Origin of the sequence: Alteribacillus bidgolensis (assembly GCF_002886255.1) — a bacterium.
Lineage (GTDB): Bacteria > Bacillota > Bacilli > Bacillales > Marinococcaceae > Alteribacillus > Alteribacillus bidgolensis.
Map to the genome: position 1 here is coordinate 2211021 of NZ_KZ614149.1, position 24976 is coordinate 2235996.

At 39.1% G+C, this 24976-nt stretch carries 27 protein-coding genes and 1 pseudogene; 9 read left to right on the forward strand and 19 right to left on the reverse strand.

Annotated features, from left to right (window positions below):
* Positions 1–59: 59 nt before the first annotated feature.
* Positions 60–1241 (reverse strand): aminotransferase, encoded by a 1182-nt coding sequence (locus CEF16_RS11055; RefSeq protein WP_091581449.1) that lies wholly within the window; start codon positions 1239–1241, stop codon positions 60–62.
* Complete coding sequence (locus CEF16_RS11060; protein WP_170031830.1) at positions 1238–1762, reverse strand: Lrp/AsnC family transcriptional regulator; 525 nt, start codon at positions 1760–1762, stop codon at positions 1238–1240. The genes CEF16_RS11055 and CEF16_RS11060 overlap by 4 nt, the downstream gene beginning before the upstream one ends.
* Positions 1763–1974: 212 nt before the next feature.
* On the opposite strand from CEF16_RS11060, the gene CEF16_RS11065 reads away from it, so the two are divergent.
* The gene (locus CEF16_RS11065; protein ID WP_245917836.1) at positions 1975–2595 is read left to right on the forward strand and encodes a cysteine hydrolase family protein; all 621 of its coding nucleotides are present in this window, start codon (positions 1975–1977) and stop codon (positions 2593–2595) included.
* Between the two features lie 358 nt (positions 2596–2953).
* Here the strand turns inward: CEF16_RS11065 and CEF16_RS11070 are convergent, their stop codons facing one another.
* The gene (locus CEF16_RS11070; RefSeq protein WP_091581443.1) at positions 2954–3424 is read right to left on the reverse strand and encodes an S-ribosylhomocysteine lyase; all 471 of its coding nucleotides are present in this window, start codon (positions 3422–3424) and stop codon (positions 2954–2956) included.
* A 76-nt stretch (positions 3425–3500) separates the two neighbouring features.
* On the reverse strand, positions 3501–4229 hold the full coding sequence (locus CEF16_RS11075; protein WP_091581440.1) for a glycerophosphodiester phosphodiesterase: 729 nt from the start codon (positions 4227–4229) through the stop codon (positions 3501–3503).
* A gap of 212 nt (positions 4230–4441) precedes the next feature.
* Between CEF16_RS11075 and CEF16_RS11080 the strand changes: the two genes are divergently transcribed.
* On the forward strand, positions 4442–5656 hold the full coding sequence (locus CEF16_RS11080) for an MFS transporter (protein WP_091582085.1): 1215 nt from the start codon (positions 4442–4444) through the stop codon (positions 5654–5656).
* A 239-nt stretch (positions 5657–5895) separates the two neighbouring features.
* A complete protein-coding gene (locus CEF16_RS11085) occupies positions 5896–6426 on the forward strand; it encodes a biotin transporter BioY (RefSeq protein WP_425428020.1) in 531 nt (176 codons plus the stop codon).
* 120 nt (positions 6427–6546) lie between these two features.
* Here CEF16_RS11085 and CEF16_RS11090 read toward each other — a convergent pair whose 3' ends face one another.
* From CEF16_RS11090 to CEF16_RS11100, 3 genes are all read right to left on the reverse strand, one after another.
* Positions 6547–7638: a TRAP transporter substrate-binding protein gene (locus CEF16_RS11090; protein WP_091581435.1), complete on the reverse strand. Its 1092-nt coding sequence runs from the start codon at positions 7636–7638 to the stop codon at positions 6547–6549.
* A 64-nt stretch (positions 7639–7702) separates the two neighbouring features.
* Positions 7703–8968, reverse strand: coding sequence for a TRAP transporter large permease (locus CEF16_RS11095; RefSeq protein ID WP_091581432.1), 1266 nt, complete (start codon positions 8966–8968; stop codon positions 7703–7705).
* A gap of 32 nt (positions 8969–9000) precedes the next feature.
* On the reverse strand, positions 9001–9549 hold the full coding sequence (locus CEF16_RS11100) for a TRAP transporter small permease (RefSeq protein WP_091581430.1): 549 nt from the start codon (positions 9547–9549) through the stop codon (positions 9001–9003).
* 669 nt (positions 9550–10218) lie between these two features.
* On the opposite strand from CEF16_RS11100, the gene CEF16_RS11105 reads away from it, so the two are divergent.
* Positions 10219–10698 (forward strand): divergent PAP2 family protein, encoded by a 480-nt coding sequence (locus tag CEF16_RS11105; protein WP_091581427.1) that lies wholly within the window; start codon positions 10219–10221, stop codon positions 10696–10698.
* A 16-nt stretch (positions 10699–10714) separates the two neighbouring features.
* The gene (locus CEF16_RS11110; protein ID WP_091581425.1) at positions 10715–11527 is read left to right on the forward strand and encodes a cobalamin-binding protein; all 813 of its coding nucleotides are present in this window, start codon (positions 10715–10717) and stop codon (positions 11525–11527) included.
* 26 nt (positions 11528–11553) lie between these two features.
* Here the strand turns inward: CEF16_RS11110 and CEF16_RS11115 are convergent, their stop codons facing one another.
* From CEF16_RS11115 to CEF16_RS11125, 3 genes are all read right to left on the reverse strand, one after another.
* Positions 11554–12276, reverse strand: coding sequence for a 3D domain-containing protein (locus CEF16_RS11115; protein WP_091581422.1), 723 nt, complete (start codon positions 12274–12276; stop codon positions 11554–11556).
* A gap of 209 nt (positions 12277–12485) precedes the next feature.
* Positions 12486–12815, reverse strand: coding sequence for a YuiB family protein (locus CEF16_RS11120; protein WP_091581420.1), 330 nt, complete (start codon positions 12813–12815; stop codon positions 12486–12488).
* Positions 12816–13515: 700 nt separating this feature from the next.
* The gene (locus tag CEF16_RS11125; RefSeq protein ID WP_245917837.1) at positions 13516–14721 is read right to left on the reverse strand and encodes an NAD(P)/FAD-dependent oxidoreductase; all 1206 of its coding nucleotides are present in this window, start codon (positions 14719–14721) and stop codon (positions 13516–13518) included.
* A 405-nt stretch (positions 14722–15126) separates the two neighbouring features.
* Between CEF16_RS11125 and CEF16_RS11130 the strand changes: the two genes are divergently transcribed.
* The gene (locus CEF16_RS11130; protein ID WP_245917987.1) at positions 15127–16116 is read left to right on the forward strand and encodes an NAD(P)/FAD-dependent oxidoreductase; all 990 of its coding nucleotides are present in this window, start codon (positions 15127–15129) and stop codon (positions 16114–16116) included.
* A 178-nt stretch (positions 16117–16294) separates the two neighbouring features.
* Here the strand turns inward: CEF16_RS11130 and erpA are convergent, their stop codons facing one another.
* The 5 genes from erpA to CEF16_RS11155 form a co-directional block, all read right to left on the reverse strand.
* Entirely contained in the window at positions 16295–16648 is a 354-nt protein-coding gene (gene erpA, locus CEF16_RS11135; RefSeq protein ID WP_091581414.1) for an iron-sulfur cluster insertion protein ErpA, read from the reverse strand.
* Positions 16649–16724: 76 nt separating this feature from the next.
* Positions 16725–16940: a Spo0E family sporulation regulatory protein-aspartic acid phosphatase gene (locus CEF16_RS11140; protein ID WP_091581411.1), complete on the reverse strand. Its 216-nt coding sequence runs from the start codon at positions 16938–16940 to the stop codon at positions 16725–16727.
* Positions 16941–17163: 223 nt separating this feature from the next.
* Positions 17164–18030 (reverse strand): diaminopimelate epimerase, encoded by an 867-nt coding sequence (dapF, locus tag CEF16_RS11145; protein ID WP_091581408.1) that lies wholly within the window; start codon positions 18028–18030, stop codon positions 17164–17166.
* A complete protein-coding gene (locus tag CEF16_RS11150) occupies positions 18030–18281 on the reverse strand; it encodes a hypothetical protein (protein ID WP_091581405.1) in 252 nt (83 codons plus the stop codon). Before CEF16_RS11150 ends, dapF begins: the two co-directional genes overlap by 1 nt.
* Before the next feature lie 220 nt (positions 18282–18501).
* Positions 18502–18738, reverse strand: coding sequence for a YuzB family protein (locus tag CEF16_RS11155; RefSeq protein WP_091581403.1), 237 nt, complete (start codon positions 18736–18738; stop codon positions 18502–18504).
* Between the two features lie 260 nt (positions 18739–18998).
* On the opposite strand from CEF16_RS11155, the pseudogene CEF16_RS25300 reads away from it, so the two are divergent.
* A pseudogene (locus CEF16_RS25300) lies at positions 18999–19112 on the forward strand (TetR/AcrR family transcriptional regulator); the annotation flags it as partial.
* Between the two features lie 456 nt (positions 19113–19568).
* The gene (locus CEF16_RS11160) at positions 19569–20639 is read left to right on the forward strand and encodes an NAD(P)/FAD-dependent oxidoreductase (protein ID WP_425428021.1); all 1071 of its coding nucleotides are present in this window, start codon (positions 19569–19571) and stop codon (positions 20637–20639) included.
* A gap of 55 nt (positions 20640–20694) precedes the next feature.
* On the opposite strand, the gene CEF16_RS11165 is transcribed toward CEF16_RS11160, so the two are convergent.
* Positions 20695–21018, reverse strand: coding sequence for a DUF1462 family protein (locus tag CEF16_RS11165; RefSeq protein ID WP_091581398.1), 324 nt, complete (start codon positions 21016–21018; stop codon positions 20695–20697).
* Between the two features lie 196 nt (positions 21019–21214).
* On the opposite strand from CEF16_RS11165, the gene CEF16_RS11170 reads away from it, so the two are divergent.
* The gene (locus CEF16_RS11170) at positions 21215–21457 is read left to right on the forward strand and encodes a NifU family protein (protein ID WP_091581395.1); all 243 of its coding nucleotides are present in this window, start codon (positions 21215–21217) and stop codon (positions 21455–21457) included.
* 115 nt (positions 21458–21572) lie between these two features.
* Here CEF16_RS11170 and thrB read toward each other — a convergent pair whose 3' ends face one another.
* Genes thrB through CEF16_RS11185 form a run of 3 tightly spaced genes read right to left on the reverse strand, consistent with a single transcriptional unit; the run spans position 21573 to position 24854 of the window.
* Positions 21573–22493, reverse strand: coding sequence for a homoserine kinase (gene thrB / locus CEF16_RS11175; protein ID WP_245917838.1), 921 nt, complete (start codon positions 22491–22493; stop codon positions 21573–21575).
* Positions 22483–23553 carry a threonine synthase gene (thrC, locus tag CEF16_RS11180; RefSeq protein WP_091581393.1) on the reverse strand — a complete coding sequence of 357 codons (1071 nt, stop codon included), beginning with the start codon at positions 23551–23553 and terminating at the stop codon, positions 22483–22485. The genes thrB and thrC overlap by 11 nt, the downstream gene beginning before the upstream one ends.
* Positions 23553–24854, reverse strand: a complete 1302-nt coding sequence (locus CEF16_RS11185; protein ID WP_091581390.1) for a homoserine dehydrogenase — start codon at positions 24852–24854, stop codon at positions 23553–23555. The genes thrC and CEF16_RS11185 overlap by 1 nt, the downstream gene beginning before the upstream one ends.
* Positions 24855–24976: the final 122 nt, after the last annotated feature.

Below are 24976 nucleotides of genomic sequence, written 5' to 3' on the forward strand. Positions count from 1 at the left end.
AATTTCTTAGAAAACAAAAAACCCGTACCTTATTAGGCACAGGTTATATATCAAAATCTTTATCCATGTTTTTTAAGGAAACGCCCTATCCGTTCTATAGCTGTTTGCAAGGAATCCATCGATGTCGCGTAAGAACAACGTATATGGCCTTCCCCGCCTTCTCCAAAGACATCACCTGGTACAACTGCTACTTTTTCTTCTTTTAAAAGGGCCTCTGCAAATGTTTCTGAACTCATCCCTGTTTGTTCTATGGAAGGAAACGCATAAAAGGCTCCGCCAGGCAAATGACATGGCAGACCAATTTCAGAAAAAGCTTTTACAATAAAATTACGGCGCTGCCTGTAGCTTGTTACCATACGTTCTACTTGTTCTCTTCCGTTCTGCAGTGCTTCTAACGCTCCATACTGAGCAAGAGAAGAAGCACACATCATAGTATATTGATGAATTTTCAACATCGCTTGAGCGAGATCTTGCGGAGCACATACAAAACCTATGCGCCATCCCGTCATCGCAAACGCTTTAGAAAAACCTGAAATGAGAATGGTACGATCTCGCATGGCAGGCAGTTTTGCAAAACTGTAATGTTGGTTGTCGTAACTGAGTTCTGCATAAATTTCATCGGATAACACAAGCAGATTATGTTTTTCAATAACCTCTGCAATCGGCAGCAAATCCTCTTTTGTCATTACAGCTCCCGTTGGATTATTTGGAAAACTCAACATAACAGCTTTTGTATTCGGTGTAATAGCGGCTTCTAATTCTTCTTTCGTGATTTTAAACTTATTCTCTTTTTTTGTTCCAATTGGCACCGGGACACCGCCTGCCAAAGAAACAATCGGTGCATATGCAACAAAACCAGGCTCTATTACGATTACTTCTTCTCCTGGGTTAACCGTTGCCCTTATTGCAATGTCAATCGCTTCACTCGCTCCAACTGTTACAATAATTTCCGATTCAGGGTCGTATGAAGTAGAGAATTGTTTATCTAAATAAGAAGCAATTTCTTCTCTTAATTCTATTACTCCAGAATTCGCTGTATAAGCTGTAAAGCCTCTTTCCATTGATGCAATGCTTGCTTCTCTCACATTCCAAGGCGTAACAAAATCAGGTTCCCCAACGCCAAGTGATATGACATCTTCCATGGTAGAGGCCATATCAAAAAACCGGCGAATCCCTGAAGGACGTATATTTTGAACGGCCTGAGACAATCTTTCTGTTTGTTTGATAGAAGAAATCGTCATGGTGACACCACAATCCTTTTATCATCATCGTCTTCATCACCAAACACAACACCATCATGTTTATATGTTTTTAGCCTAAAATGAGTGGTGGTTGAGATGACCGAATCTAATGCTGAAAGTTTTTCGGATACAAAGCTAGCTATTTCCGACATCGTATTGCCGTCAATGACGACGGATAAATCATAAGCTCCAGAAACTAAATACAGAGCTTTTACTTCCGGAAAACGATAAATTCTTTCCGCCACTTCATCAAAACCGACACCGCGTTGAGGAGTCACCTTCACATCAATCATTGCTGTCACGCCCTCTCGGTCGTTAACCTTGCTCCAATCAACTACCGCTGCGTAGCTTAGTATTATTTTTTCTTTTTCTAATTTATTTATGATTGCCTGGACGTCTTCTTCGGATTTATCTACCATTTTAGCAAGGGTGTGAACATCCATGCGTCCATTTTCTTCTAGTAAACGTAAAATCTCCAGTTTATCTTCCACCTTGATGACTCCTTTCCATTGAAAAACCATTACTCTTCTTTTCATTAAAATAACAAAGTATATATATTTAACGTCTATCTTATCATATTACACTTTACTCTAGGAGTTGTATGGTCAGATTTATAAAAATTTAGAAAAACTCGGCTTGCCGCCGAATTTATGGTGAAAGCCGATGTCAGCTTATTTTTCATTTTGAACAGTGTAAAAAAAGGGAAGAGTATAATGGACAGGAGGGATTAGCTTTGGCAGAAGATCTTCCGCACATTGAAGAAAAAGCAAGTGTCGCGTTGCTAATTATCGATATGATTAACGATATGGAATTTGAGGATAGTGAAAAAATATTTCCACAAGCACTTCGGGCAGCAGAAAATATAGCCAATTTAAAAAAAAGGGCTAAACAGCATGACATCCCCGTTATCTATGTCAATGACAACTATGGCCGCTGGCAGAGTGATTTCAAAGAACTAGTAAACCATTGCAAACAAGATAACGTGAAAGGAAAACCGATAACAGAACTCGTTGAACCTGAGGATGATGATTATTTTGTATTAAAACCCCAATTCTCTGCATTTTTTGCAACACCGCTGGATTTGCTGCTTGATTATTTAGAAGTAAAAACGTTAATCATCACCGGTGTAGCAGGTAATATGTGTATTCAGTTCACAGCTAATGACGCTTACATGAGACACTACAGATTACTAATTCCATCCGACGGTACAGCTTCTAATCAAAAAAAAGATAATGATCAAGCGCTGGATTTGATGAGCAATGTGTTGAAAGCGGATGTATCTTCTTCTTCCACCTATGACTTTATTAAAATAATTAAAGAAGCAAGCAATTATTATTCACAAAAAAGAGGCTGACATATATCAGCCTCGGGGCTGTCCCATAAGTCAGTTCTCAGCAAACGCAACTGGAATACACTCGCTTTCACCCTCAGGGTACAAGTGCGACATCTACTCAAACTCTCTTTGATCGTTCTCGTAGTGTCTTCTTTGCCGCGGGCGACGGCTCAGCCTCCTCGCGATCAAAAAACGCTCACTGCGGGGCCTTTACACTGTCCCTTTTCCCGCAGGAGTCTTGCATATTCTAGTTGCTTAGTTGATTTTCATACCCTAAACTAACCTTTTGGGACAGCCTCGTGTTTTTTATACTTTAGTAAAATTTGTATTTGCTAAAGGATCAAAGAATATTGCCATGTGGATTTGGCGGCAAGCTATTTTAAAAAACTTCTTTTAACGCATTTTTATCTTGTTCTAACCAGTATTTCATCCATTTCTTCGCGCCTTCAAGGTTATGAAGTTTCGCTTGCCCGCACTGTTCTTCATTTGCAGCCGGTACTTCTTCTAGGTCTAAAGAATAATTCATGGTTTTTTCAAGAACATCAATTAATTCTTCAATTTTAGGCTCTCCGTTCATGATTAAATAAAATCCGGTTTGACAACCCATAGGCGAAAGATCAATCACTTCAAAATGGTCGTATTCTTCAGCGAACCGGCGGATATTTAATGCTAACAAGTGCTCTAAAGTATGAATTACCGGAGGTTGAAGATTTTGTTTATTTGGCTGGCAAAAACGAATATCAAATTTATTAACGACACCGTCAGATCCAACTCTTTGAACTCCTGCGTGCCGAACATACGGGGCTTTCACAATGGTATGGTCTAACTCAAAACTTTCTACGCGAGCCATTTTAACACTCCTTTTTTTATAACTCTTAGTATGATCATACAACGAGCGTGCTTCATTTGGCAATGAAGATGTATTTTTATAACTGTTTTTGTGCTAATACCACATTGTCTGTAAAAATGCCATCCACCCTTGCTCCTTGTATTTTCTTAATTTTTTCAGCACTGTTTACAGTCCACACGTTCACTTCGTATCCATGTTTATGCATACGATCGACAAAGGATTTGTTCGCCAAGCGATAATGAGGGCAAATGGCATCTGCTTTCGCTTGTTTTAAACGATTCTCGGGATAAAAGTCTTTCCAGTAAGAAAACTTTTTAGAGGACGAGCTAAATAAGGATTTACCAACAATTAAAGCCGTTTGAAATGTTTCATTCATACTTTTTATTTTTTTAATGACTTCATCTTCAAAAGAAGAAAACAATATATCATGTATCGGATATGAAGCAGGCAGTCTAGATATAACCCGCTCTTCTAATCCATGCTCCTTTAGTTCAAGATTTAGCGGAATGACTCCTTCGCAAAGATGCAGGACTTCTGTTAATAGCGGCGGGCGCCATCCTTCTTTTGCTTCTGTATTCTTTTTCCAGTTTTCATAAGTTATCTCTTTTAGCATGATCCCATTCCAATCTGGGTTATGCGCACATACCAATTTTCCATCCTTTGTTTGTCTTACATCTGTTTCAATCATATCAGCTTGCATGTCAATAGCGTGTTGAAATGCATCTATTGTATTTTCTTTAATACTTTCAGTCGTTGCTCCGCGGTGAGAAATAATTTGTAAACGCGTTGATGATGATAAGCTCATTGCTCCTGCATGCCTCCGTTTGCCGTTCTTTTCTCTTTTTATGTCTTCGTATTCATTATACGTTTCCCTTTTAGGTATTCCAAATTAAGAACATAAAAGTTTCCTCCTTCTAATAGGCCTTTTCAGCGTTCCCTAATTATTTTATACTATTTAGAATATCGAAACATTTAGGATGATGACTTATTTCTACTGAAAACAGAAATTTGCTGATTATGTGGATTGCTAACTTTCTAGTAGCAGCAAGCGCAACCATGGTACTTCCATTTATCTCCTTATATATTGAAACGTTTGGTAATTTCTCCGATGCATACGTCCAGCGCTGGGCTGGCTATATTTTTGGGATCACCTTTTTAGTAGCCTTTTTTGCAGCGCCTTTATGGGGAAAAATTGGGGACCGTTATGGTCGTAAAATCATTTTAATTCTGACTGGGTACGGAATCGCAGTATGTATTTTATGTATGGGATTTGCTCAATCTGTTGAAGGTTTATTTGTCATAAGATTGCTGATGGGTATCGTAACAGGGTTTATTCCTACTGCAACGGCTCTTATTTCTGCTCAAAGTGCCAAAAAAAATGCAGGAGACAAACTCGGAACATTGCAGACAGGTACTGTTTCCGGTGGATTACTTGGTCCAGTTCTTGGGGGTCTGCTTGCAGATACAACCGGTTATTTTCTTACGTTTATCATAACGTCAGGCGTAATTACTGCAGCTGCTACACTTGTATGGATCGGATTAAAAGAAGTCGTTTACACTGATAAAAACGAAACTACTCAAACTTTTTCAAGTAAAGAAATAATATTATTTATCTGTAAACGTCCAGTACTCCTATTGGTTATTGGAATGTCCATGATTATTCAAACAGCCAATTTCAGTATTCAACCTTTACTTGCTCTGTATGTTAACAACCTGCATCATTCTGAAAATATTGCTTTTCTGGCAGGGGTGGCTTTTTCCGTTACAGGGCTTGGAAATTTGGTCGCGACAAGAAAATGGGGTCGTTTCGGCGATCGGGTTGGTCATGAAAAAATAATAGTAGTACTTCTGGTTCTTTCAGCATGTTTCTTTATTCCTCAAGCATTTGTTACTAGTATTTGGCAATTAATTATTCTTCGTTTTTTATTTGGTATGCAGATTGGTGGATTAATTCCTTGTATGACCGCCTATATACGGCAGATCTGTCCGATTTCGATGCAAGGAGAAGTTTTAGGTTATCACATCAGTTTTCGCTTTCTTGGAAATGTCTTTGGTCCCATCATAGGTGGTATAATAGCAGGAATGCTTAATATATCATTTGTTTTTGTCCTTTCGGGAAGCCTTTTTATCATAAGCGCATGTATTTTATGGATTGTACTTCAAAGAGAACGACAATCTTCGCACCACCTAACGAAAGAAGATAACGTAAAACACCATACTACTTTGGATTAAATCTTTACGTTAACCTTAATTAAAAATAAGTTGACATAATTACCCTTTTCCTTTAATATGGTTAGAAAAACCCGACTTGCCGCCAAGTCCTTATGGCGGAAGTCGTAGTTTTACTTATACTTTGATCCAAAGTTAAACTTTTCTAAAGGTATAAAAAAGTATATCCACATAAAAAGGCAGGGATGTTTGTGAAGTTAAAACCTCTTGATATAGTTTCCGCTGCTCTGTTTGCTGCTTTAATGGGAATAGGAGCTAACATTACCGCTTATTTAGTGATTGGCGGCGTGCCCATTACTCTGCAGCCCATTATTGCGATGATAGCAGGTGCTCTTCTTGGCAGCAGATTAGGAGCTTTATCCATGATCATTTACATGCTGATCGGCTTAGTAGGAATACCTGTATTCGCTGAATTTTCAGGAGGATTTCGAGCACTCGTCAGTCCAACATTCGGCTTTATTTTATCTTTTATTTTAACCGCATTTGTAACAGGAAAAATAATAGAAAGAAAGCAGAACCCTTCTATGGCAGTGTTTTTTATAGCTGCATTTACTGGATTAGTTATTAATTATTTGTTAGGTACAAATTATATGTACTATGCGTATCTTTGGATTGCTGAAGCTCCAGATGGCTTTTCCTACTCGATGGTTTGGGCATGGATGATTCTCCCTCTTATCAAAGACATCATTTTCACTGCGTTAGCAGCAGCTTCTGTGCCGAAGCTTCAACGGTTACTAAACAAAAGGTTAAAACCCTTTCAGCGAACTGCTTAAATATTTAGCAAAGTGGAAAAAACTCCGAACAGCAGCGCCTGGTGAGTTCAAAAACGCAATAACTTTACTTTCTTGCCTATTGAAAAAGGAACCCCATTTATCGGGGTTCCTTTTGCACGTTTATTCTCCTTCTAGTTCTTCAATTTCAGATTCTAATTTATCCAGAATCTCTCCTGCTTGATCTCCAGCATTTTCTTTGTAGAAATCACGTTGTGGAATCGCAAGTTCACGGAATGCATCACGCTGTTCTTCCGTTAGTTTAGTAACTTCTGTTGGATTTTCTTCGTTCTCTTCAATTTCAGATAACAATTCGTTGTTAAGGTCATCCTGTAGTTCAAAACCAACATCACGCATTTCTTCTACTGTTTCATCGATGATTTCTTTAATGTCATCTGGCAGATCATTATAGAAAGATGGATTAACTGTTGTCATCGCCACATAAGTATTGTGGTTGGAAATCGTCATATAATCCTGCACTTCATGGAAAGATGCATCAGCAATAAAGAAAATTGGATTTTCTTGCCCATCTACCGTGCCAGTCTGAAGTCCAGAGTAAAGCTCTCCCCAGCTCATTACGGAAGGGTCCGCACCATAAGCTTTATAGGATTTCTGGATCAAAGGAGAATCCTGCGTTCTCATTTTGAAACCTTCAAAATCTGCAGGTTCAGTCAACTCTCTATTACCTGTCCATTGCATCGCACCTTCTGTCCAGAAAGAAAGCGGCTTAATATTGTTTTCTTCATAAAGAGCAGCCAAATCTTCGTTTAGTGCTTCACTTGTATTTAATAATTCATGAGTTACTTCTTGGTCATCTGGCAGCAAAAACTGCAGTGCAAAAATTTGGCCTTCTTCAACCATCGTACCTGTAAAACCTGGGGAAACGATCGCAAATTCAACAGCACCGCTCTGCAGCTGCTCTACTTGGTCTACCTCACTTCCAAGTCCGCCAAATTCATACACATCCATTGTAATCTGCCCGTCTGATTTTTCTTCAAGGCGCTTTGCAAATTCTTCTGCATATTCATATTGAACTTGTCCATCATTTTCTTCCGTTACAAAACGCCATTGGTATGTTTCTCCATTTCCTTCTGCAGATTCCCCGTTATCGGTGTCTCCGCCTCCGTCATCAGATTCTCCTCCGCCGCAAGCAGCCAGCATTAATGATGATAGAAGAGCTGTGCTGACCAGCCATCTAAATTTGTTTTTTTTCATTGTTACATTACCCCCTTAAATTTTCTTAAATCTATCTCAATCCTGCTTAAAGCTGTTTTTTAATTTATAGCAGGAAAAGAGAAATCTGTGGAAACATAATAAGCAGTACACATACTATAATCATCATGACAATAAATGGCGGTGTCCCTCGTATCGTGTCCAAGTATGATCGGTTGAACACCGCACTGGCTGTAAATATATCTACACCAAAAGGCGGTGTCGCTGATCCTAGAGCAGCTTGGAACGTCACAATAACGCCAAGATGAACAGGGTCAATACCAGCCTGCTGTGCTGCAGGTGCAAATATTGGTGTTAAAATTAATATAACAACGATTGGATCTACAAACATGCACCCTATAAAAAAGAATATAGAAACAATAATCAATACATAAATTGGCCCCGGATCTCCCGATAAAAATACTTCTGAGATCATTTGGGGAATCCTTGCAAATTGAATAATATAAGCAAATGCCTGGCCTCCAGCTACGAGAATAAAGACAGCTGAAGTGACAAGACCAGTTGAAAGTGCTATCTTTGGTATTTTTTTAATGCTGAATGATCTGAAAATTACTAGTTCGAGCAATAACGCGTATAAAACGGAAATCCCTGCAGCTTCTGTCGGAGTAAAAAATCCTGTATAAATCCCTCCGATAATAATGACCGGAAACATAAGAGGAAATAGTGCTTTCCATGTAAAACGAAACCGTTCCGACCATGTTGCCTTCTCCGCTAATGGGATGTTAAACAACCGCGCATGTATATATGCGTACACAGCAAAAAACAAAAATATTAATACACCAGGACCGATTCCTGCGATAAACAAGTCTCCAATAGAAGTATTGGATATAATACCGTAAATAATCATCCCGATACTTGGTGGAACTAAAAGCGCCACATCACTTGAATTAATAATAAAAGCGATAGCCGTAGAATCTTTATAACCAACTTTTAAAAGTCTTTCCCGCATTGGCTTCCCGATAGCTACAACTGTACCTTGTGTCGAACCGGAAATAGACCCAAACAATGTACAAGCTGCAGCGGTAGTGATCGCATACCCTCCGCGCAGGTGTCCTACAAATGAACCTACAAAATCAAGCAGCCGATTGGAAGTTCTGCCCACGGACATAATATCTGCTGCAAAAATAAACAGCGGTACAGCTAACAGCGCATAATTTGATATTCCTTCGAGCATCTGCTGTACCATAAAAAATGGTTCTAGATTTGGAAAGTAAATAAGTACAACGACCAATGGCGCCAGAGTTAATGGAATCATCATTGGAAAACCTAAAAGTAAAAAGACAACCATAATAAGTAAGAGCGTTGTCACCATTTGCTTTTCCCCGCCATTCTACAATAGAAATTTTATATTGAACCAGATTGTTCTATATCTTCTTCGTTATCGTAATCTTTTCTTTCAGCTGCAAGATAAACATCTTTATTTTTCACGTTCACCCAGAAATTTCGGAAAAATTGCATCGCTCCTAATACAAATCCTATCGGCGCCCACATGATCATCAAATAATATGGTAAGCGTAATGCCGATGTTACACGATTTGCATCAATGACCGATTGTACATATCCATAAGAATAATAAGCAAAAACAAGCATGATTAACCCTGTTGTTAAGGGTATGAGAAGAGCAAGTGTTTTCCGCAGCTTAAAAGGCACATTATCAAATATGGCTGACATACTAATATGCCGGCCTTTCCGTGCAACGTAACTAATCCCCATGAATGTTGCCATAAATAGTGCCAGCTGGCTGATCTCTTCTGCAAAAGCCCAGCTTCTTCCTGCAAAATTCCGGCTGATGGCATTTCCTGCAACCATTACAGTAATCGTAATAATAGAAAAACTCAAAATAAATTCTTCAAGTCTTCTTAATAGGTTATCTAACCACTTTACCATTTTCATGTTAATCAGCATCCATTCTAACGTTTAGGTGGTTTTTTCATTATACTTATTTTTCGAAAAATATTTAGGAAAGCTCGGCATAGCGCCGTGTTAAGGAAACAGCCTGAAAACGCCGTATCCTTCGGCAGCGGAGGCATTAATACGTCCAGTACACTGACTGCCGTTTCTTATAACATTACATTTTTTTAACATACAGCAACATTTTTCATCATAACCGAAAGGACTTTTACTGTTCAAATTGCATAAACAATCATATCTGTTTAAATTTCACTGATAATGAACTTGAGCATGGAAGAGAACACTATATCTGTAGCATATCTGTAACAATACACCCCCTTGGTAATTATTTCTTTTAGTTCTATTGTACTTCTTTCCAATAAACACATAGTTCTAAAAGAGTAATACAGTAATACATCAAGGAAGGTGTACAGTTTGTCAGCGAAATCGGAAAACGGTAGCTTGTTTTTCTGTGATATAATTAGATTAAAATAAAAAAACAACAATATAGTAATTGTCTAAAATATCCGAAAACTCAGGGTATATATCAGTATAACAGCAGTTGGAAAATTATAAAAGAGGCAGTTCTTCAAAACTAGTATTTGAAATAATAAATAATGAAAAATTTTCTTACTTATATAAAGTATATATATCGAAAGGACGTTCTAATAAATGGAACTATTGAATAATTTCCCTTTGTGGATTGCTCTTATTTCTATCTTATTTGCTCAAGGGATAAAAATTCCTCTTGCCTACATTGCATCAAAAAAATGGGATATCACTCTAGTTACTAGTACAGGTGGTATGCCTAGTTCTCATTCAGCAGCTGTCACTTCCGTTTCAACTGCTATTGGTTTGGACCACGGTTTTGATACTGCACTTTTTGCGATATGTACTGTTTTTGGGGTTATCGTCATGTTTGATGCAACCGGAGTTAGACGTCACGCTGGTTATCACGCTACCGTTTTAAACCAGCTTGTTGTAGATTTTAATAAGTTTGTTACAGAAGCAAAATCATGGCAGCAGAAAGAAGAAACGGAGAAAAGAGAAGAACTGAAGGAACTTCTTGGTCATCAGCCAATCGAAGTATTCTTCGGGGCTCTCTTTGGAATTCTTATTGCTGTTATTGGTCATTTTGTGATGTTTGGATAATGGAGGGAGAAGATTTATGCGGATTGTTTCACTATGTCCAAGTAATACCGAAATCGCTGCTTACCTTGGTCTAACAGAGCAATTGATCGGCGTTGATAACTATTCAGATTGGCCTAACGCTGTAAATGCTTTGCCTCGGCTTGGCCCTGACCTTTCCATTGACATGGATAAAGTAGCAGATCTGCACCCTGATCTGGTCCTTGCCTCATTAAGTGTGCCAGGTATGGAAAAGAATATAGAGAAATTAAAGGAAAAAAATTTACCGTACATTGTATCAAAGCCAAATTCTCTTGATGATGTCCGGCGCGATCTTCTTCTTATTGGAGAAGCTGCCGGAACTTATAAAAAAGCTCAAACAATGGTAAGCAAAATGGATCATATACTTGCTGATTATGAAAGAAAAGCATCAAAGTGCAATCCAGTTAGTCTATATTGGGAGTGGTGGCCTAAACCGGCTTTCAGCCCTGGAGGAGGGAATTGGCTGTCTTCGATAAGCAGATTAGCCGGTGCAAGAAATATATTGGAAGACAGAACGGAAGCAAGCTGCCAAGTAAGCTGGGAAGAGATTAAAAATTTAGAACCTGATCATATTTGTATGGCATGGGTCGGGGTGCAAACGGAAAAAGTCAAACCTGAAATATTGTATAAAAGAGAAGGCTGGTCCTCTATGAAAGCACTAAAAACAAACAATGTACATGTTTTAGAAGAACCTTTGTACTGCCGGCCATCTCCAAGACTGTTGATAGGTTTAAAAAAACTTGCCCACCTCTTACACCCGGGAGTATTTCAAAACCCTAAGAACTTAGATCCCCTTTTAGAAGAAGTGTAATTTTAGAAATCGGCTTGCCGCTAAGTCTAAATGGCGATATACTTAAATCCTTTAATAAAGTTAAACATTCCTAAAGTAAAAAAAGTTGGGCTTTGCTGAACTACCGGTAAAGCTCCTTCTTCGTTTAAAGCCATTAATTCTTCTTCTCGCAGCGTACCATCTCCTTTTTTCAGTACATACACTTTTACGTTGCGTTTCCCCCATTCAGCGTATACGTCTTCTACGGAATCATAATATAAGTCGAGTTTTTTTCCTTTAATTGCTGAGCCGGTATCTGCTACAATGCCATAGCCGTACTCAGGAATATATAATACCGTTCCTATGGGAAAATATGCAGGATCAGCTGCAATAGTAGAGACCTGATCACGTCTTACTTTAACCCCCGAATACGTAATTCCGTAGGCGGGATCTTCTTTTGTTTTTCCCGTAGACTCATAGCCTGCTGTATATCCTGTTGCAGTTACCATTTCTGTCGGTCCTTCAGCTTCAAATAATATTTCTGCTTCTTCATTAAAAGCAGGTTCCGGCCACTCTTCATCTATACCGCGCTTATAGTTGTTCGTTCCTCGCTTCTCAGGGACATCCGAAATCTTTTTATCCTCTATATATTCAGTTTTAATATAATCATAAAAATACCCTGGCAGCTCTTCTGCTTTTACATTTGTTACATAAGATAAGGTGGTGGTCACTGCGACGACGAAAAATAAAGTCATTGACAACCTTCTGTAAAATATTATTTTTTTATCCATTAAAAATCACTCCTCTCACAGAAACAGCATCTCCAAAAAAAGAGAATTTATTCCTGTAAAGAAAAGCGTCCCGTTTTTTCATGGTAGAAAAACTCAGCTTACCGACAAGTCCAAATGGCGGATGTCGTAGTTTTGCTTATACTTTGATCCTTTAACAAAGTTAGACATCCTAAAGTAAAAAAAAGAGCTGCTCTACTACAGAACAACCCTTAAAACATTTGATAGCCGCGTACGCGAAGCATCCTTATTGCAATACCTGCTATTATCGCTCCAACCAAACCGCTTGATAAAATGAGTATATCTACGAGTTTTAACGAGATTAGATCATTACCTAAAGCACTAAAAGATGCTCCCGGCGATAAAATATAATCAAAAAAACGCACATTATCTATTATGGCAATAACAATAAGCGGATAAACAACCGCCATTATCCACGTAGACCGTAATATCATATTTAAAAGAAATCCAATACCGAAAAATAAAAGTAAAAACAACATCATTGAAATAATCAATTGAGGAAGGCTTCCTATGCCGCTCATTCTCTTTCACCCCCAAAACATTGTAAGTGTACAGAAAGATGATTCCATCGTCAACTTTTCACCCTTTTTCATTATACACAATAGATATGGCTAAACTGTGAAGCAACTTTAATTGTATCGAAAATACTTGGTTCATTGCTTTTTCTAATTTTTTTGATAGTATGAAGCAATTTTATAATGCTATTTTGATTATCAAAAACGAACATTATATCGATTGTAGCGGAAGGCGGCGTCTCCTGCGGGATAAGCTTGAGCCGAAGACCCCGCAGGCAGCTTGCTGCCGAGGAGGCATAAGCCAAGCCTGCGGCAAAGAAGACACTACGAGAACGAGTTGGAGTAGATCGCGCTTGTGCCCCGAAGGTGAAAGCGTCCGCCTGAAGCGAAAATCGTACGAAAACGAGGGGTTTTATATAATGTTCGTTTATAATGATGTAGAAATGAATGATGAAATTGATTTATAACAAAAATTTGTCGAAAAACGAAGCGCAAGGTCATTTGTACTTCCTTACGTGGAAATTACATAAATCTTATATTTTAATAACAAGATAATAACGTTAGAAAAACTTGGCTTGCCGCCAAGTCCTTAATGGCGGGAGTCGTAGTTTTGCTTATACTTTTATCCTTTAACAAAGTTAAATATTCCTAAACTACAAAAAAAGGCTCTGCAACATCCAATCATTTGCAGAGCCATGTTCCTTTTTTAAAATGGGTTTTTCCCTTTTTTTAGCGTTAGACCGACTCCGCCCAAAATCCAAAGGTAGCGGTTGTCAATCATTTTCTTCATAAAGTTAGCGGATGTTCCAAAGAGTTTTTTATTACCGACAACGCCGATTGCTTCTTTGCCACCTAGAGAAGCAACAGTCCCTTTAATGTCCGGTTTAAATTCTTTTAACTTATCCTCTTTTATGAGGGCTTTCAAGTTAGCTGCTACAGTTTCAGCTTGCTGCATGGCAATCTGAGCTGTAGGCGGGAAAGGCCGCTCTGTTTCTTCATTAATCATTAAGGAGCAGTCTCCGATAATAAAAATGTTTTCATGTCCTGGAGCGCGCAGATCAGGATCTACTTTCACTCGACCTCTCATGTTCTCAAATCCAGACTTTTCAATAACTGGATTACCTCGAACACCAGTTGCCCAAACTACAGTGGAAGATTTTATTTCTTCGCCGTCTTTTAATATGACGCCGTTTTCTTTCACTTCACTGATAGGAGTATTAATTTTAAATTCTACCCCACGATTTTCAAGAAGGTTCATGGCGTATTCTACCAATTCAGGATCAAACCCTGGTAAAGCAGTAGGAGCAGCTTCGATAACATACATTTTCACCTTGCTTTTTGGAATGTCATATTCCTTACAAAGCTCAGGAACACGTTCACTCAATTCCCCGATAAACTCGATACCAGTAAAGCCGGCACCTGCGACGACAAATGTTAACAGCTCGTCTTTTGGTTCAGGCTCATTATTATATTTTGCGAACATATATTCAATATGGTCCTTCATTTCACGAGCGCCATTTACCGTCCACTTATTAAAGGAATAATCAAACACACCCTCTACGCCGAACGTTTCTGGAACTGCACCAAGAGCAGTGACAAGGTAGTCAAATTCTACTTGTCCGCTGTTTTTCAATGATACTTTGTTCTCTTCTCTGTGGATTTCAACCACTTCATCCTGAATGAAATTAATTTTATTGATATCAATCACATCATCAATTTTCATTCGTGTACGATCATGATGCATTGTTCCTGCTGCTGGTTCATGAAGCCAAGTTGTTTGGTAATGATAATCATGTTTACTAACTAAAGTTACGTTTGCCTCATTGTGTCCTAGCTCTTTCGTAATTTTGGTAGCGGTTACCATCCCACCGTAACCAGCACCTAAAATTAAAATATTTGGTTTAGTAGCCATTGAGATCACATCCATTTTAAAGTATTTATTCACTAATATTTTCCCCGGAACTTTAACGATTACGACAAATTAAATTCACATGTGATTAATTTCACGTATATGAACGTAAGAAAAATCCCTCTCTACGGGATAGTAAAAATGAAAACAGCAAATAAAACATTATAAGATATGAACATGCTGTTTTCCGTTTAATGAATTATACATTTACATTGCAAAAATAGTCACAAATCACATATATTATGATATTTCTTTTTTTTACGTTTTTCAACCTTTTTTTCAAAACTTCTTACATAACATGTTATCTATTTGAAACAATTACTTCTAATTCTCTTCCTTTTAAAAAATGAAGCCATATGCTTATAATAAGGAGGTAGCGTTTTATAAGTTCATATGGAGGTGGACGTGTTGACCCTAAAAAATGAGATATATGATATTACCATTATTGGGGGAGGTCCGACTGGTTTATTTACTGCTTTTTATGGAGGTATGCGGCAGGCGAAAGTGAAAATTATTGAAAGCATGCCTCAACTCGGCGGCCAGCTTTCGGCCCTTTACCCTGAAAAGTATATATACGATGTGGCTGGTTTTCCAAAAGTACGAGCACAAGAACTAGTGGATAACCTCATTGAACAAATGCACACGTTTGAGTCGGACGTCGTACTCGACCAGTCGGTTAATAATGTCATCAAAACAGATGACGACGTCTTTGAACTGCATACAGATAAAGAAATCCACTATTCAAAAACCATTATAATCACAGCAGGCGTAGGTGCATTTCAACCGCGTAAACTGAAAGTAGAAGATGCCGAACCTTATGAAAACACCAACCTTCATTACTTTGTCAATGACTTAAAAGAATTTGCAGGCCAAAAAGTTATGATATGCGGAGGCGGTGATTCAGCTGTAGATTGGGCCAATATGCTTGATCCGATTGCTGATGTAGCGCTAGTGCACCGCCGTGATAAATTTCGGGCTCACGAGCACAGTGTAGAGCAGCTTAAACAATCGAATGTTGATATTATCACTCCTTTCCAAGTAAAAGAACTTATTGGTGACGGAGAAAAAATTAAACAGGTAGCGATTGAAGAAGTCAAAGGAGACGCAGTTAAGACAATAGATGTTGACTCTCTAATCGTTAACTATGGTTTTATTTCCTCTCTTGGTCCAATTAAGGAATGGGGCCTTGATATTGAAAAAAATATGATCCGTGTAAATTCGAAAATGGAAACAAACATTAAGGGGATTTACGCTGCAGGAGATGTTGCAACGTATGATGGAAAAGTTAAGCTCATAGCTACTGGCTTTGGTGAAGCTCCTACAGCAGTTAACAATGCGAAGTCTTATATTGATCCAAGTGCCCGTCTCCAGCCAGGCCACAGCTCCCATATGTTTTAATATTAGAAAAGCAAAACATAAAGGAAAAGAATTTCTTATAAAAATGTCCGCGGACATGCGATGTTCTAATGCCGCCAAGTCCTTTTGGCAATATACTTTAATCCTTTAACAAATTTAAACTTTACTAATGTACAAAAACCCCCTTACCGTTCAACTTTGAACGGTAAGGGGGTTATAATTAACAATCCTCCGGTGTACCAGTGTTTGTCGCCGTCTTGAACGAGCTACCGCATCCGCAAGAAGCGATAGCGTTTGGATTGTCGATCGTAAAGCCGCCGCCCATCATATTTTCTTTGTAATCAATAACCACCCCGTCTAACAGCGGGACACTTTCTTTGTCTACAAGTATTTGCAAACCATTTTTTTCTTGTACATTATCTGTATCTTCTATTTCTGCATCAAAACCCATTCCATAAGATAAACCGCTGCAGCCGCCGCCTTTAACACCGACTCTTAGTTTCAGGTTATCATCGTCTTCTTCTTTCATCATATGCTTCACACGCTCAATAGCAGCGTCTGTAATGTTAATCATTGAAAAACCTCCTTTAAAGTTTATCAATTCGGAGATTGATTTCTTTATGGTAGTATATCGTTTTTCAAAGTACCTTTCAAATGATCTGGTATTTTCTTTGACTTAGGGAATTTACAGAAGGGAAAGATTTCGTGTTCATTCTAAGCATTCTATTGTGTTCCTGATCCACTTTTTTGCTGTAATGCAAGACTAAAGGGTGCTCTAAACCATGGAGTTCAGCAGCTTCCACCATCTTTTGCCGTAACGTTTCTAACTCTTTTTTCTCCATGACAGGGAATACACGTTTTTCCATTCCCTTCCCTCCCCTTTTTAGAGTAAATGGATAAACGATATAATTTTATTTTACCTTATTTACCCTACAAGAAACAATTTTAATCCAATCAATTGAACATTCTTTCATTTATATTTAGGTTTCTTTGGAGAGGTTATTCAGCCAAAATGGATATTAGAACAATCTGCTTGTGGTTTAGTCTCTATGCATATCCCATCGTGTATGCTATTTACCAATAAAACCTTTATTTTCTCTGCTCTTTCCTTATATACACTCCTTCACATATTATCTCGGCCGGCCCTGTCATCCATATGTTCCCGTCCTCTTCCCACCTAATACGAAGATCTCCTCCAAGGAGATGAACGGTTACATCAATATCTTTTTGGGCCCGGCCTGTCAATATAGCTGCTGCCACAGCAGCACAAGCTCCGGTACCGCATGCTTGTGTCACCCCTGAACCTCTCTCCCATACACGAAAATGCATGTTGCCTTCAGCTGCCATTTCTACAAATTCAATGTTTGCTGATTCTGGAAACATGTTGTGCTTTTCAAGAATCGGGCCCACTCTTTCCACCGGAGCAGTTTCGATCTCATCTACAAAAAACACTGCATGAGGGTTTCCCATTGAAAGAGCTGTCATATAATAAGTGGTCCCAGACACCTCTACTGCTTCTTCGATTGTTTTACTATCTGGTTTCCCCTCCATAGGCACGTCTTTTTTTAGTAACCTTGGAGGTCCCATATCTACAGAGATCAGCTTCACTTGTTGTCCATCTTCACTTAACTCTACACTTGCTTTCACTGGGCCGCCAAGCGTTTCTACAGTGAACTCTTTTTTTATCACGAGGTTCTTTTCAAAAGCCAGCTTTGCTACACAGCGCAGGCCGTTGCCGCAATTTTTTGCTTCGGAACCGTCTGCGTTAAAAACCCGCATCTGAATATCTTGATTATTAGATGGTCCTATTAATATCATTCCATCTGAACCAATGCCTGTATTTTTATCTGAAAGCTCTATTGCCAGTTCAGATAAGTCTTCTTCTTTCAATGATTCTTCAAAAAGATTTATATAAATATAACTGTTGCCAAGACCGTGCATTTTAGTGAATTTCATCATTTACTCCCTCGTTTCCTTAACGGCTCTGTTGTCCAAAAATAATCATTATCGGCTTGAACGATTGTCATTTTTGTATGACAACAAGGCATTACAAGCGGCGTTTTTATTTCATCCATCGCATTTTCTAAATCAGCAGGTTTCATATACGTAAGGACATTATCAGCATCACAATAGGGACAGTCTTCAATGTAAATATCATCACCCATTTTTTCATACGGCCATGTATTTTCAAAAGGAATTAATTTCATTATACCCGCTCCCCTTTAGTTATATATTTAAAGCTCCCGCTTGTCTCTATGTAAAGTATTAGAAAAACTCAGCTTGCCACCGAGTCCTATGGTGGAAGGCGTAGTTTCATTATACTTTGATCCTTTAACAAAGTTAAAATCCCTCATTAAAGTAAAAAAAAAGAAAGCTGTTTCCAAAGCGGAGCTTCCAGCTCCATGCTAAAGAAACGGCTCCTTATTTCTAAAACATTGGATTTTCATCCAAATATTTATAAATATTGGAAAGCAGCTCTTCTGAAGATTCCCCTTCTACGACTTCTCCGTTCACTAGGGCGTACATGCTGACAGCACACTGTCCGCAGTTACCGAGACAGCCGTATTCAATAATATCAAGGTTGGGGTCTTTTTCTAATTCTTCTTTTACTTTTTGAGTGCCGCTCGCCAGATTACTTAAGCAAAATTCTATAATCGGCCTCATTATTCTCACCTCTTTAAGGGTCTGCAATTATCCTATCGCTGCAGATACAATAAGTCAACACGTTTTACTCAAGAGGATTTTGACTGCTATTTGCTAGAAAGAATAAACCGTTATTCATGGCAGCAATTCATAATAATTAGATTTTTCTTCAGATTGTTGTAAATTTGCCATAAAATCGTTATAATCTTAAGTGACCGAGGTCATTTTTTACATATTCTTAGCACATTAAATTTTCTCTGTTCTATTGGAGAGATTAAAAGATGAAAAGATCTGAAAAAAAACAGCAAACCAGGGGAAAAATATTAAATGCTGCCGTTTCCCTTTTTCGAGAAAAAGGGTTTGAATCAACCACAGTTCAGGAAATTACAGAAACAGCAGAGGTAGCTAAAGGAACCTTTTTTAATTATTTCCCTACAAAAGAGTCCATTATGGAAACATTAGCGGAAGATCGGCTTCATGAAGTAGATGAATATTTAAGAACATATGGACTCCAAACGATAACATTTATTTCAAAACTTCGAGCGCACTTTAGTTTTTTTCTGGGTGAATATCATTTTAATCCGGAATTAACCCGGCGCATCTGGCAGCATATGGTTGAAAATGACTTCCTTCTTCTTGAAAAGTGGAGAGAACTGCTGGAAATCGGCATACGACGTGAAGAAGTAAAAGCCGATACAGATGCCTCATTATGGGCTAACGTCATTAACAGCCACTTTTATTACACATTAGCTGCTTGCAAGGAAGATACCCGTGAAGCGTTTTTAGATGAGCTTATGTTATTATTGCATACCAGCTTAAAAGGAATTCTTACTAAAAGGGGTAATCGTGCTATGAAAAGATTAGTAATTTTAGGAGGAGGTTATGGAGGCATGCGGATTTTGCAACGGCTGCTTCCTAACGATCTTCCAGATGATATAGAATTAGTGCTTGTTGACAAACTTCCATATCATTGTTTTAAAACGGAGTATTATGCATTAGCTGCAGGAACGGAATCTGATCATGATGTAAGAGTGCCTTTTCCTAAGCATGACCGCCTTTCCCTGCATTTTGGCACCGTGGATTCTATAGACAAAGATAACAAACTTATTCATATGAGAGGAGAAGAACCTCTTTCTTATGACATATTAATCATTGGACTTGGGGCTGAAGATAAATATCATGGTGTACCCGGTGCAGGGGAAAACACGTACAGTATTCAAAGCATGGAAAAAACGAGAAGAACATATGAAACGCTTAATAACCTGCCGGCTCAATCTGTTGTTTCCATTGTCGGCGCTGGGTTAAGTGGTGTTGAAGTGGCAAGTGAACTTAGAGAAAGCCGTTCCGACCTGCATATAAAACTTTTTGACCGCGGCGAAACAATTCTGCCTATGTTTCCAAAACGTCTTAGCAATTATGTACAAAATTGGTTTGTTAAGCATGAAGTAGAAGTAATCAGCAATTCAAACATTACAAAAGTCGAAAAAAATGGATTGTATAACCATGACGATTTTATAGATTCTGATGCGATTATTTGGACGGCAGGTGTACAGCCAAACAAAGTAGTACGCGATCTTGACGTAGAAAAAGATGAAAAAGGACGGGTAGTGTTGACCCCCCATCACCATCTGCCAGATGAGGAGAACACCTTTGTTGTCGGAGATTGTGCCAGCCTCCCTCACGCACCAAGCGCACAGCTTGCCGAAGGGCAGGCGGAGCAAATTGCGATGGTTCTAAAAAAACGCTGGAATAATGAAGCTGTGCCGGAAAAACTTCCAAAAATCAAATTAAAAGGGGTTCTTGGCTCCTTAGGAAAAAAACATGGTTTTGGCGTGATGGGAGATACAGCTGTAACAGGAAGAGTAGCACGGCTGCTTAAAAGCGGCGTGTTATGGATGTATAAACATCACTCTGGTGTTTAAAGAAAGCGTGACTATCTGTTAGTCCCTAACGTGAAAAAAGGCTGCTATCGGTAAATTATTGCTGATGCAGCCCTTCTATTTTTTGATACAGTTTTTTTAAACGAGGATTCCCTTCCGCAGCAATTTCTCCTTCAATCGTCACGAGAGGATACATTAAATCACCAGTAGAAATCTCTTTTGCGATTTGTAGATCTTTGCCTTCTAAATGGGATTTTTCTATATCCACATACATAAAATGAAACGTTTTACTTGGATATTTCCGAGCAAGTGCTGCTTCTAGCCATTCCTTTGTCTCAAGGCTCGAAGGGGCATTAACACAACTAGGACATTTCTTTTCGGCTCCATATATTTTCACTTTAATTGGTTTTTTTTCTCGCATAACCGCTCTCCCCCTTTTTTTCTATCTTACTATTTGATATTCTATAAAAGCAATGACGTTTTCAAATAATACGACCTCTTTGGTTGTCATTAATAAGCGTTTCATAGTAGAATATGGATTAAGCCCTAATGATTATGGAACATATCCGAAAAGGATAATATAATAAGGGGAAAGAAAGAAAGGAGAGATGAAAAGCATGCCAAACACAACAGAAGACATGCACGCTCAAGTTCAGGAAGTTCTCGAAAAGCTGCGTCCGTTTTTGCTGCGTGACGGCGGAGACGTTGAATTAGTTGATGTTGAAGACGGTATTGTTAAAGTTCGTCTTATGGGAGCATGCGGCTCTTGCCCATCTTCCACAATTACATTGAAAGCAGGAATCGAGCGCGCTCTGCTTGAAGAAGTTCCTGGTGTAGTGGAGTTAGAACAAGTATTTTAATGACCATTTACCGTCATTTAAAAAGGGTGCCCCCAGTGTGGGACACCCTTTTTGTTATGACAAAAGTTTATGATGAATAGTGGATACACGAATTTGATTTGCAGCTAGCCCATGACTAGCTGGTTTTTGCGGTAAGTTTTTTATATCGTACGTTGGATCCAAATGGAGCAGGTTTAGCGGTTTGCACTTGAAACTGTGGATAATCCTTTTGAAGTTTTTCGCATACCTCTTCCCCTTTTCCCCTTGGTACAATGCACATAACGGTAGGACCTGCGCCGCTTAAAGCAGCTCCATATGCTCCGTAATCCTGTATGTTCTCCATGATCTCTGCCAATCCTGGTACAAGTTTTTCCCTGTATGGGTGATGGAAAACATCACGCACCATCATTTTCCCTACCAATTCCCAGTTTTCTTTTAAAAGAGCAGCTATCAGGACATTGCTTACAGAACTGCCTTGAACAGCCTTATGATACGGCAAGGACTCCGGCAATATTCCTCTTGCTTTCTTTGTCATTAATTCAGAAGAAGGAACCGCCATCACTAAATCAATATCCGGTACGCCGCAATGAACCATGTCTGTTTCTTCTTCATTGTGTGAGCCGACAATTAAACCGCCGTATAAACAAGGTCCTACATTGTCAGGATGGCCCTCCCACGTGCTGGCAAATCTCATTTTTTCTTCTTTTAGAAGGGAAGCATTGGTTAACTGGTCGGTAAGCTCAATTGCAGCAATTATGGCTGCTGCACTGCTCCCTAGTCCTCTAGCAAGCGGTATATCACTAGTCATTTTGACTTTACAAGCAGGAAGTTCTTTGCCGAGCTGTCTGGCTAATTCCTCTGCAACTTGATATACCAAATTATCTTTTCCTTCAGGGATATCAGCCAGCTCAGGAGAGTCAGAATAAAATCTCCACTCAAAAGCGCGTTCTGCTTCTAATGTTAAATAGCGATTAACCGCAAGACCAATAGAATCAAATCCTGGGCCTAAATTAGCGGAGCTTGCTGGAACCGTAATAACCATTTTTTCATCTCCCACTTGTCACCCCTCCTTTGAGCTGTTCAAGAAAGGCTTCTTCTTCGTTTGGTATGACTGTTGGTTTTACGGTTACCGTATCAATAGCTGTGCTTGGGTCCTTTAATCCGTTACCGGTTAATACACATACAACCTTGGAACCTTTTGGAACTGCTCCGCTTTCTATTTGTTTTTTCAATCCTGCAATAGAAGCGCAAGAAGCTGGTTCGGCAAAAACACCTTCTTTTTGAGCTAGAAACTGATAGGCTTCTAAAATTTCTTCGTCTGTGACCATGCCGATTTGCCCGTTTGACTCATCAGCTGCTTCTACTGCTTTTGACCAGCTGGCTGGATTTCCTATTCGAATAGCTGTAGCCACAGTTTCTGGCTCTTCTATTACTTTATCTTTCACAATAGCAGCGGCACCTTCTGCTTCAAATCCATGCATTTGCGGAAGCCCGGTGCTTTTTTTATCGTTGTACTCTTTAAACCCTTTCCAATAAGCTGTTATATTCCCTGCATTTCCGACCGGTATGGAAAGAACATCCGGAGCTTCTCCGAGGACATCACAAATTTCAAAAGCAGACGTCTTCTGCCCCTCAATTCGATAAGGATTTACGGAGTTAACAAGTGTAATGTTTTCTTTTTTGCTCACAGAGCGGACAATGTCAAGCGCGTTATCAAAATTGCCCTGAATCTCAAACACTTCTGCTCCGTACATCACAGCCTGTGCAAGTTTCCCCAGTGCAATTTTCCCTTCTGGTATAACAACAATACAACGAAGACCTGCTCTAGCTCCATATGCTGCAGCTGCAGCGGAAGTATTACCGGTGGAAGCGCATATGATGGCTTTGCTTCCTTCTTCTTTTGCTTTTGCAACAGCCATTACCATGCCGCGGTCCTTAAAGGAGCCGGTAGGATTTGCGCCTTCTGTTTTCACATAAATTTCTGCTCCCCACTCTTCTGATAAACGCTCAAGCGGTATGAGCGGGGTATTCCCTTCATTTAAAGTCAAAAGCGGTGTCTTATCGTTTACCGGTAAATATTCTTTATAGGTGTGAAGCAATCCCTTCCAGCTGCTCATTACACTTGTCCTCCCTCAACGCGGTAACTGCTTTTAACATCCAGTACTACATCCATATTTTCTAACTCTTTATAAATTCTTTCATACGCAGCTCTATTGGTAGTATGAGTAATAATAACCACTTCAGCCACAGGTTCTTCTTCATCTAACGGCCATTGCAGCAGCTTTTCAAAACTGACATCCTCTTTTGCAAACAAAGATGTCAACGCATCAAATGTGCCTGTTTCATCTCTTACTTGCAAACGCAGAAAGTATTTTGAATCTACTTCTTCATCTGTTTTAAGCTCTTTTATATGGAGCGGAGAATGAATGGTTCTGCCGCTTACTCCTAAACGCAAGTTTTTCACAACGGTGACTAAATCAGATACTACAGCTGTAGCAGTTGGCAGCGAACCTGCACCAGGTCCGTAGAACATCGTTTCTCCTACTGCTTCTCCGTATACATAAACAGCGTTATATTCGTCTTGCACAGCTGCAAGCGGATGACTGTTTGGCAAGAGCATCGGCTGAACCGTCAACTCAACTCGTCCTTCTGTCCGTTTTGCAAGACCAATTAGTTTTAAAGTATAGCCGAGTTGTTTGCAATATTCCATGTCCTCAGTCGTAACTGTTGTAATACCTCGAACAATAACGTCTTCAAGGTCAACATTCATGGAAAAACCAAGCGTAGCCAATATCGCCATCTTACGTGCTGCATCCAGGCCTTCTACATCTGATGTAGGATCACTTTCGGCAAAACCGAGCTCTTGAGCTTCCTTTAGAACCTCTTCATAATCTCTGCCATCTTGTTCCATTTTAGTCAAAATATAATTTGTTGTTCCATTTACAATACCCATCATTTGTGTAATACGGTCAGCAGATAAGCCTTCGCTCACTCCTCGAATAACGGGAATGCCCCCAGCTACACTTGCTTCATAAAACAAGTCACAGCCGTTATCTGCTGCAACTTTCAGCAATTCTGCTCCATATAAAGCCATTAAATCTTTATTGGCTGTCACTACATGTTTTTTATTATTAAGAGCCTGGAGAATATACTCGCGAGCTTGCTGTACGCCCCCCATTACTTCAATAACTACATCAATATCCGGATCATTTAAAACTTCTTCAGCATAAACGGTTAATTGATCCTGGTCAATTTGAGATTCCCGGTATTTATCTTTATCTCTAACAAGCACCTTGCCAATAGTAATACCACATCCGACTTGGTGCTTTAGTTCTTGTTGATGCTCATTCACGATCTGGATAACTCCGCTTCCTACAGTACCCAGACCGAGTAGTCCAATAACCACTCCATGTTCCATACTCTCCACCCCTTGCTGCCTGTTCCGAACTTTTATTGAATAGTACATATCATGGCATAAAAGCCTATAATATGTCAATTGGCATATAGTCTTTGTTTTCATAGAGTAAACAAATGTCTCTG

What these genes read in the sequence shown, in the direction of transcription:
- CEF16_RS11055 (WP_091581449.1), bottom strand. Translation starts at nt 1,241, where the DNA reads ATGACGATTTCTTCTATCAAACAAACAGAAAGATTGTCTCAGGCCGTT.
- CEF16_RS11060 (WP_170031830.1), bottom strand. Translation starts at nt 1,762, where the DNA reads ATGGTTTTTCAATGGAAAGGAGTCATCAAGGTGGAAGATAAACTGGAG.
- CEF16_RS11070 (WP_091581443.1), bottom strand. Translation starts at nt 3,424, where the DNA reads ATGGCTCGCGTAGAAAGTTTTGAGTTAGACCATACCATTGTGAAAGCC.
- CEF16_RS11075 (WP_091581440.1), bottom strand. Translation starts at nt 4,229, where the DNA reads ATGAGCTTATCATCATCAACGCGTTTACAAATTATTTCTCACCGCGGA.
- CEF16_RS11080 (WP_091582085.1), top strand. Translation starts at nt 4,442, where the DNA reads ATGTGGATTGCTAACTTTCTAGTAGCAGCAAGCGCAACCATGGTACTT.
- CEF16_RS11085 (WP_425428020.1), top strand. Translation starts at nt 5,896, where the DNA reads ATGGGAATAGGAGCTAACATTACCGCTTATTTAGTGATTGGCGGCGTG.
- CEF16_RS11090 (WP_091581435.1), bottom strand. Translation starts at nt 7,638, where the DNA reads ATGAAAAAAAACAAATTTAGATGGCTGGTCAGCACAGCTCTTCTATCA.
- CEF16_RS11095 (WP_091581432.1), bottom strand. Translation starts at nt 8,968, where the DNA reads ATGGTGACAACGCTCTTACTTATTATGGTTGTCTTTTTACTTTTAGGT.
- CEF16_RS11100 (WP_091581430.1), bottom strand. Translation starts at nt 9,549, where the DNA reads ATGAAAATGGTAAAGTGGTTAGATAACCTATTAAGAAGACTTGAAGAA.
- CEF16_RS11105 (WP_091581427.1), top strand. Translation starts at nt 10,219, where the DNA reads ATGGAACTATTGAATAATTTCCCTTTGTGGATTGCTCTTATTTCTATC.
- CEF16_RS11110 (WP_091581425.1), top strand. Translation starts at nt 10,715, where the DNA reads ATGCGGATTGTTTCACTATGTCCAAGTAATACCGAAATCGCTGCTTAC.
- CEF16_RS11115 (WP_091581422.1), bottom strand. Translation starts at nt 12,276, where the DNA reads ATGGATAAAAAAATAATATTTTACAGAAGGTTGTCAATGACTTTATTT.
- CEF16_RS11120 (WP_091581420.1), bottom strand. Translation starts at nt 12,815, where the DNA reads ATGAGCGGCATAGGAAGCCTTCCTCAATTGATTATTTCAATGATGTTG.
- CEF16_RS11125 (WP_245917837.1), bottom strand. Translation starts at nt 14,721, where the DNA reads ATGGCTACTAAACCAAATATTTTAATTTTAGGTGCTGGTTACGGTGGG.
- erpA (WP_091581414.1), bottom strand. Translation starts at nt 16,648, where the DNA reads ATGATTAACATTACAGACGCTGCTATTGAGCGTGTGAAGCATATGATG.
- CEF16_RS11140 (WP_091581411.1), bottom strand. Translation starts at nt 16,940, where the DNA reads ATGGAAAAACGTGTATTCCCTGTCATGGAGAAAAAAGAGTTAGAAACG.
- dapF (WP_091581408.1), bottom strand. Translation starts at nt 18,030, where the DNA reads ATGAAATTCACTAAAATGCACGGTCTTGGCAACAGTTATATTTATATA.
- CEF16_RS11150 (WP_091581405.1), bottom strand. Translation starts at nt 18,281, where the DNA reads ATGAAATTAATTCCTTTTGAAAATACATGGCCGTATGAAAAAATGGGT.
- CEF16_RS11155 (WP_091581403.1), bottom strand. Translation starts at nt 18,738, where the DNA reads ATGAGGCCGATTATAGAATTTTGCTTAAGTAATCTGGCGAGCGGCACT.
- CEF16_RS11160 (WP_425428021.1), top strand. Translation starts at nt 19,569, where the DNA reads ATGAAAAGATTAGTAATTTTAGGAGGAGGTTATGGAGGCATGCGGATT.
- CEF16_RS11165 (WP_091581398.1), bottom strand. Translation starts at nt 21,018, where the DNA reads ATGCGAGAAAAAAAACCAATTAAAGTGAAAATATATGGAGCCGAAAAG.
- CEF16_RS11170 (WP_091581395.1), top strand. Translation starts at nt 21,215, where the DNA reads ATGCCAAACACAACAGAAGACATGCACGCTCAAGTTCAGGAAGTTCTC.
- thrC (WP_091581393.1), bottom strand. Translation starts at nt 23,553, where the DNA reads ATGAGCAGCTGGAAGGGATTGCTTCACACCTATAAAGAATATTTACCG.
- CEF16_RS11185 (WP_091581390.1), bottom strand. Translation starts at nt 24,854, where the DNA reads ATGGAACATGGAGTGGTTATTGGACTACTCGGTCTGGGTACTGTAGGA.